The sequence below is a fragment of the Marinobacter algicola DG893 genome (assembly GCF_000170835.1).
GTDB classification, from domain to species: domain Bacteria; phylum Pseudomonadota; class Gammaproteobacteria; order Pseudomonadales; family Oleiphilaceae; genus Marinobacter; species Marinobacter algicola.
The window spans coordinates 1-5,941 of sequence record NZ_ABCP01000078.1; the positions used below are offsets into that span (position 1 = coordinate 1).

Annotated in this window: 4 protein-coding genes and 1 pseudogene; 2 read left to right on the top strand and 3 right to left on the bottom strand. The window is 58.5% G+C overall.

Annotation, left to right across the window (positions count from 1 at the left end):
• The 3 genes and pseudogenes from MDG893_RS20085 to edd form a co-directional block, all read right to left on the bottom strand.
• On the bottom strand, nt 1–409 hold a 409-nt coding region (locus MDG893_RS20085; RefSeq protein ID WP_040474834.1), incomplete at its 3' end, for a uracil-DNA glycosylase family protein.
• Nucleotides 410–419: 10 nt separating this feature from the next.
• Nucleotides 420–1,382 (bottom strand): annotated as a pseudogene (gene glk / locus MDG893_RS20090) (glucokinase).
• Nucleotides 1,379–3,199, bottom strand: coding sequence for a phosphogluconate dehydratase (gene edd, locus MDG893_RS20095; protein ID WP_007155685.1), 1,821 nt, complete (start codon nt 3,197–3,199; stop codon nt 1,379–1,381). The pseudogene glk and the gene edd overlap by 4 nt, the downstream one beginning before the upstream one ends.
• 167 nt (nt 3,200–3,366) lie before the next feature.
• Here edd and gap point away from each other — a divergent pair, with 167 nt between their 5' ends.
• Together gap and pyk are read left to right on the top strand one after the other, a co-directional pair.
• The gene (gene gap, locus MDG893_RS20100; RefSeq protein ID WP_007155686.1) at nt 3,367–4,374 is read left to right on the top strand and encodes a type I glyceraldehyde-3-phosphate dehydrogenase; all 1,008 of its coding nucleotides are present in this window, start codon (nt 3,367–3,369) and stop codon (nt 4,372–4,374) included.
• Nucleotides 4,375–4,444: 70 nt separating this feature from the next.
• Nucleotides 4,445–5,893 carry a pyruvate kinase gene (gene pyk / locus MDG893_RS20105; RefSeq protein ID WP_007155687.1) on the top strand — a complete coding sequence of 483 codons (1,449 nt, stop codon included), beginning with the start codon at nt 4,445–4,447 and terminating at the stop codon, nt 5,891–5,893.
• Nucleotides 5,894–5,941 lie beyond the last annotated feature (48 nt).

Genomic DNA, 5,941 nt, shown 5'->3' on the forward strand with positions numbered 1-5,941 from the left:
CGTGAGCGTATTGGCCGATCACCAGAGTCAGTTGCACGGCCTCCAGGCGCTCGAGCAGAAGATCCCGCCAGGCCGGTGCGCACTCTGGACGAGGCGGCAGGTCGCCTGACTTTCCCGTGCCCGGGTAACAAAACCCCATCGGCAGTATCGCTAACTGTTGGTCATCGTAGAAGGTGTCACGATCAACGCCCATCCATTCACGCAGGCGGTCACCGCTGGGATCATTGAACGGCAGGCCGGTGTCGTGGACGCGACGCCCTGGCGCCTGACCCACTACCAGCAATCGGGCGGATTGAGACACCTGAACCACCGGACGTGGCTCGAGAGGCAGGTGCGCCTCGCAGATCCGACACCGGCGCACGTGGGCCACCAACTCATCGAACGACATCCGGGAATAGCTATGGGTCATTGCGCTCCCCCTAAACTTCCGGGTTAGCCAGCGCTTCGGCGGCACCGAGCAGGCCGGTGTACCCTTCCATCACCACATAGACCGGTGTTGATTCAAGCAGCGGCCGCATCCGCCCCTTGTCTTCGAAACCTTTCTGGAACGGACTCTCCAGGAAAAAATCGATAAACCGGGGGAGAATGCCACCACACAGGTATACACCTCCGGTGCCGCCGAGAGTCAAAACCCCATTGCCGGCAACACGCCCAAGAATCTCGCAGAAGTGCCGCAGGGTCTGGCGCGCGAGCGAATCGGATTGATCGAGCGCAGCAGCGGTTATTTTCTCCGGCGCATCCAGTGGGGCGGCCACGCCCTGTATCTCCGCGTGGGCCTGGTAAAGGTTCAACAAACCTTGGCCACACACGATACGTTCGACGGAAACGCGACCAAACCGAGCCTTCAGAATTCGCAGGATAGCCATCTCGGTGTCGTCAGTCGGGCAAAGTCCACGTGGCCGCTTCGGTCATCAGCGGCACCCATCCGTGCTGCAACGGAACCAAACTGACACTCCCAGACCAGTACCCGGGCCGATTACCAGCCGGGGACGCGCTGCGTTGCCCGGACCACCGCAGACGTGGACCAGCTTATCGGCGCTGACATGGGGAACCCCGAGGGCCATGGCGGTAAAGTCGTTGATCACCTTGAACGCGCCCCAACCAAACCGCTTGCGAACCTCCTCGCTGTCGAAACGCCAGTGGTTGTTGGTCATCCGCACCTGGGTTCCCTGCACCGGCGATGCTACCGCAAGACAGACATCCTGCACCTCCCCGACGCCGCAGCGGGCGAGGTAATCGACGATGGCAGCATCAAGATTGTCGTAGTCCCCGCAGGCAAGGACTTCAACTGCCTCAGGGGTAACGTCACCGGAGCGAACGAGAGCAAACCTGGCGTTGGTACCCCCGATGTCTCCTACCAGCGAGTAGTTGTCTTTGGTCATGCGTCGTGATTCCAGAAAAAACTGGCGCCTTCTTCCGGGTTGCTGGCGGCTTTGCGCATCCAGCCAAACAGCTCCCGGCCCAGGCCGTGATGATAACTGCTCAGGTCCGCTTTTTCTGCCTCACGGCTGGCAAATTCCTCTGCCGACACCTCAATTCCCAGGGTTCCGGCTACCGCGTCCAGGTTGATCACATCGCCATTGCGCACCCGGCAAAGCTCCCCGCCATTCGCCGCTTCCGGATAGACGTGTATGGCGGCCGGCACCTTACCGGACGCTCCTGACATGCGGCCATCGGTGACCAATGCAACCTTATAGCCGCGATCCTGAAGCACACCAAGGTACGGCGTCAGCTTGTGCAATTCAGGCATGCCATTGGCTTTCGGGCCCTGGAAGCGGACCACCACAACGCAATCCCGGTTCAGGTCACCCGCATCAAAGGCGGCCTTGAGCTCGTTCTGGTCATTGAACACAATCGCCGGCGCCTTCACAATCCGGTGCTCTTCCGCCACGGCCGATACCTTGATCACGCCACGGCCAAGATTGCCATCCAGAACCCGCAACCCGCCGTCCGGCGCAAAGGGCTCCGCCGCCGTGCTTAGTACATCCGGCTTGGTGCTTTTCTCAGGCGCCGGCTTCCACACCAACTTGTCATTCTCCAGTTCCGGCATTCGTGCGTACTGTTCCAGCCCATGCCCCACAACGGTCTCAACGTCATTATGAAGCAGGCCCGCACTCAGCAACTCTCGGATCAGGAACGGTGTTCCGCCCGCTTCGTGGAAGGCGTTCACGTCTTCCTGGCCGTTGGGGTAAATACGCGTCATCGAAGGCACCGCCGACGACAACTCGGAGTAGTCGTTCCAGTCGACAATGATGCCGGCGGCTCGGGCGATGGCGATCCAGTGAATGGTGTGATTGGTGGAGCCACCGGTCACCAGCAGTGCCACCAACGCATTCACGATACTCTTTTCGTCCACCATATCGCCCAGGCCCAACGTGCCTCCGTGGGGCTTGGACAGCCGGATGACCTGCTCGGTCGCCTCGCGGGTTAACGCTTCACGCAGTGGCGTACCCGGGTTCACGAAGGCCGACCCTGGCAGGTGCAGCCCCATCACCTCTACCAGAAGCTGATTGCTGTTGGCAGTGCCATAGAACGTGCAGGTACCGGGGCTGTGATAGGACTGGGATTCCGCCTCCAGCAGCTCGTCTTTGCCGATCTTGCCCTCGGCGTAGAGTTGGCGAATGCGCTGTTTCTCTTTATTGGGCAGCCCCGACGGCATGGGTCCGGCCGGCACCAGGATGGTCGGCAGGTAGCCGAAACTTAGCGACCCTATCAGCAAACCAGGAACAATCTTGTCGCAGATGCCAAGCAACATGGTGGCATCGAACATATTGTGACTCAGGGCGACCGAGGTACTCATGGCGATGGTGTCGCGTGAAAACAGGCTCAACTCCATACCCGGCTGGCCCTGGGTCACGCCATCACACATGGCCGGCGTGCCACCGGCAAACTGGGCCACCGAGCCCATTCCGTTGGCCGCCTTGCGAATCACGTCCGGAAAGTCCTGATAAGGCTGGTGGGCCGACAACATGTCGTTATAGGCGGAAACAATGGCCACATTGGCCTTGTTCATGAATTTGAGGGTGTCTTTATCGGACTGATTACAGGCGGCAAAACCATGGGCCAGATTGCCGCAGGACAATGTGCTGCGCTGGGGTGACTGGGCTTTGAGCGCGCCCATTCTGTCCAGATAATCCTGCCGGGTGGCGCGACTGCGCTCAATAATCCGCTTGGTAACCGCGTCTACGGTCGGGTGCATAGTGGGTCTCCTGCAACTTGTTATCTAATTACTTTTTATTCCCGTAAGTTTACTTTCTTTTTTTGCTACTTTCACCCGCCGGTCATTCATTTTTCCATTATTTGTTGTTATATTTACTACATCAGAAACTGAAACGAACAATAAACAAACAAATCTGGAGCCAGAACATGACTATTCGCATCGCAATTAACGGCTTTGGTCGCATTGGCCGCAATGTTCTCCGCGCACTCTATGAAAATGACTACCGAAATCAGCTTCAGGTAGTTGCCATCAACGACCTCGGAGACGCGGAAACCAACGCCCACCTACTCAAATACGACAGCGTGCACGGTCGCTTCAGCGGCATCGTGAACCACGATGCCGAATCTCTCTCTGTCAACGGTGACCGCATCGCCATCACCGCGATCCGCAACCCGGAAGAACTGCCCTGGAAAGACTACCACGTGGATGTGGTCTTCGAGTGCACAGGCCTCTTTACCGCCCGCGACAAGGCCGAGGGCCACCTCAAGGCCGGCGCCCGCAAGGTCATTATTTCCGCTCCCTCTTCTGACGCCGACGCGATGGTTGTCTACGGGGTGAATGACCATGTGCTGACCGCCGAACACAACATCATTTCCAATGCCTCCTGCACCACCAACTGCCTGGCACCGGTTGTTGAAGCACTGCACAGGAAGATCGGCATTGAGAGCGGCCTGATGACCACAATTCACTCCTACACCAATGACCAGAAACTGAGCGACGTCTACCACTCTGACCTGTATCGTGCGCGCTCGGCCACCCAGTCCATGATCCCCACCAAAACCGGTGCGGCCGCCGCCATTGGCAAGGTGATCCCGGAGTTGTCCGGAAAACTTGACGGGCTGGCCGTGCGGGTTCCTACTATTAACGTTTCCCTGGTGGATTTTGGCTTCATCGCCAGCCGCGACACCACCGTGGAAGAAATCAACGAGGTCGTGAAAGCTGTAGCGGAAAACAACCCGATCCTTGGCTACAACGCAGAGAAACTGGTCAGCGTGGACTTCAACCACAACGCCTTGTCCAGCATTTTCGACGCCAACCACACGCGGGCCATGGGCCGTCATGCAAAAGTCATGGCCTGGTACGACAATGAATGGGGCTTCTCCAACCGGATGCTCGACAACGCTGTGGCATTGATGAAAAAGGCGAGCCAGTAACCCTGCTCACCTGCCATTTCATCCAGCACAACCGGAAAGCTTCACTGAAAAACAAAAGGAAACTGGAACCATGCTAAGGCGCACCAAGATCGTCGCCACTCTCGGCCCCGCCACCGATTCACCGGAATCACTGTCAGCCATTATTGCTGCGGGTGTGGATGTTACGAGATTGAATTTTTCCCACGGCAGTGCGGAAGACCATATACAACGCGCCCTGCGGGTGCGAGAGTCTGCCGCCGCCAATGGTCGGTTTGTCGCCCTGCTAGCCGACCTTCAGGGGCCGAAACTTCGCATCGCGCGCTTCGCGGAAAACAAGGTGACCCTCAAGGCCAGCCAGCAGTTTGTCCTGGACGCCAGCATGGACAAGGAAGCGGGCAATGATGAGCGCGTCGGCATTGATTACGAGCAACTGATTGAAGACGTCAAACCAGGCGACATCCTGGTACTGGACGACGGCCGCATCGAGATGGAAGTGGAGTCTGTCGACGGCACCAGCATCTCCTCCCGCGTTCTTATCGGCGGCCCCCTGTCCAACAACAAGGGCCTGAACAAGCGCGGCGGCGGCCTTTCTGCCGAAGCACTGACCGAGAAAGACAAGCAGGACATCAAAACCGCCGCCCGCCTGGGCGCCGATTATGTCGCGGTGTCGTTTGTACGCACCGCCGAAGACATGCACGTTGCCCGCCGCCTTTTGAAGGAAGCCGGCTCGGAAGCACGCCTGGTTGCCAAGATCGAACGTGCGGAACTGGCTCACGACAACGCCGCTCTGGATGCGGTCATCGATGCATCCGACGCGGTTATGGTCGCCAGGGGCGATCTCGCCGTTGAGATTGGCGATGCCGAGCTGGTGGGTGTGCAGAAGCACATCATCAACCGCGCCCGCGCCCTCAATAAGGTGGTGATTACCGCCACCCAGATGATGGAATCCATGATCGAGAACCCGATGCCGACACGGGCGGAGGTTTCCGACGTGGCGAACGCGGTGATGGATTACACCGACGCGGTGATGCTGTCTGCAGAAACGGCGGTCGGCGACTACCCAACGGAAGCAGTGGAGGCCATGGTACGAATTTGCATGGGCGCGGAAAAGCATCCGTCGATGCATCAGTCCAAGCACCGCATCCATGAGAGCATGGAGTATGTGGATGAGGCGATTGCTCTTTCCGCTATGTACGCGGCCAACCATCTGGACGGTGTGACGTCGATTATCTGCATGTCTGAAACCGGTGCCACGCCCCTGCTGATGTCGCGCATCAAATCCAGTCTTCCGATTTTCACGTTCTCTCGCAATCACTCGACCCAGCATCGGGTGACGATGTTCCGCGGTGTGCAGACGGTGCCGTTTGATTCGGCGACGATTCCGCCCGAGCAGACAAACTCGCGCGCGGTGGCTGAGCTGGTTCGGATGGGGGCCGTCAAAGAAGGTGATCTGGTGGTGATTACCAAGGGCGATTATGTGAATGCCCAGGGTGGTACGAACACTATGAAGATTGTTCGTGTTGGTGCGGACATTCGCTAGATGGTAATTGGGAGGTGTCGTCGTTTGTAGCCTGCTGGTTTGGTGCCA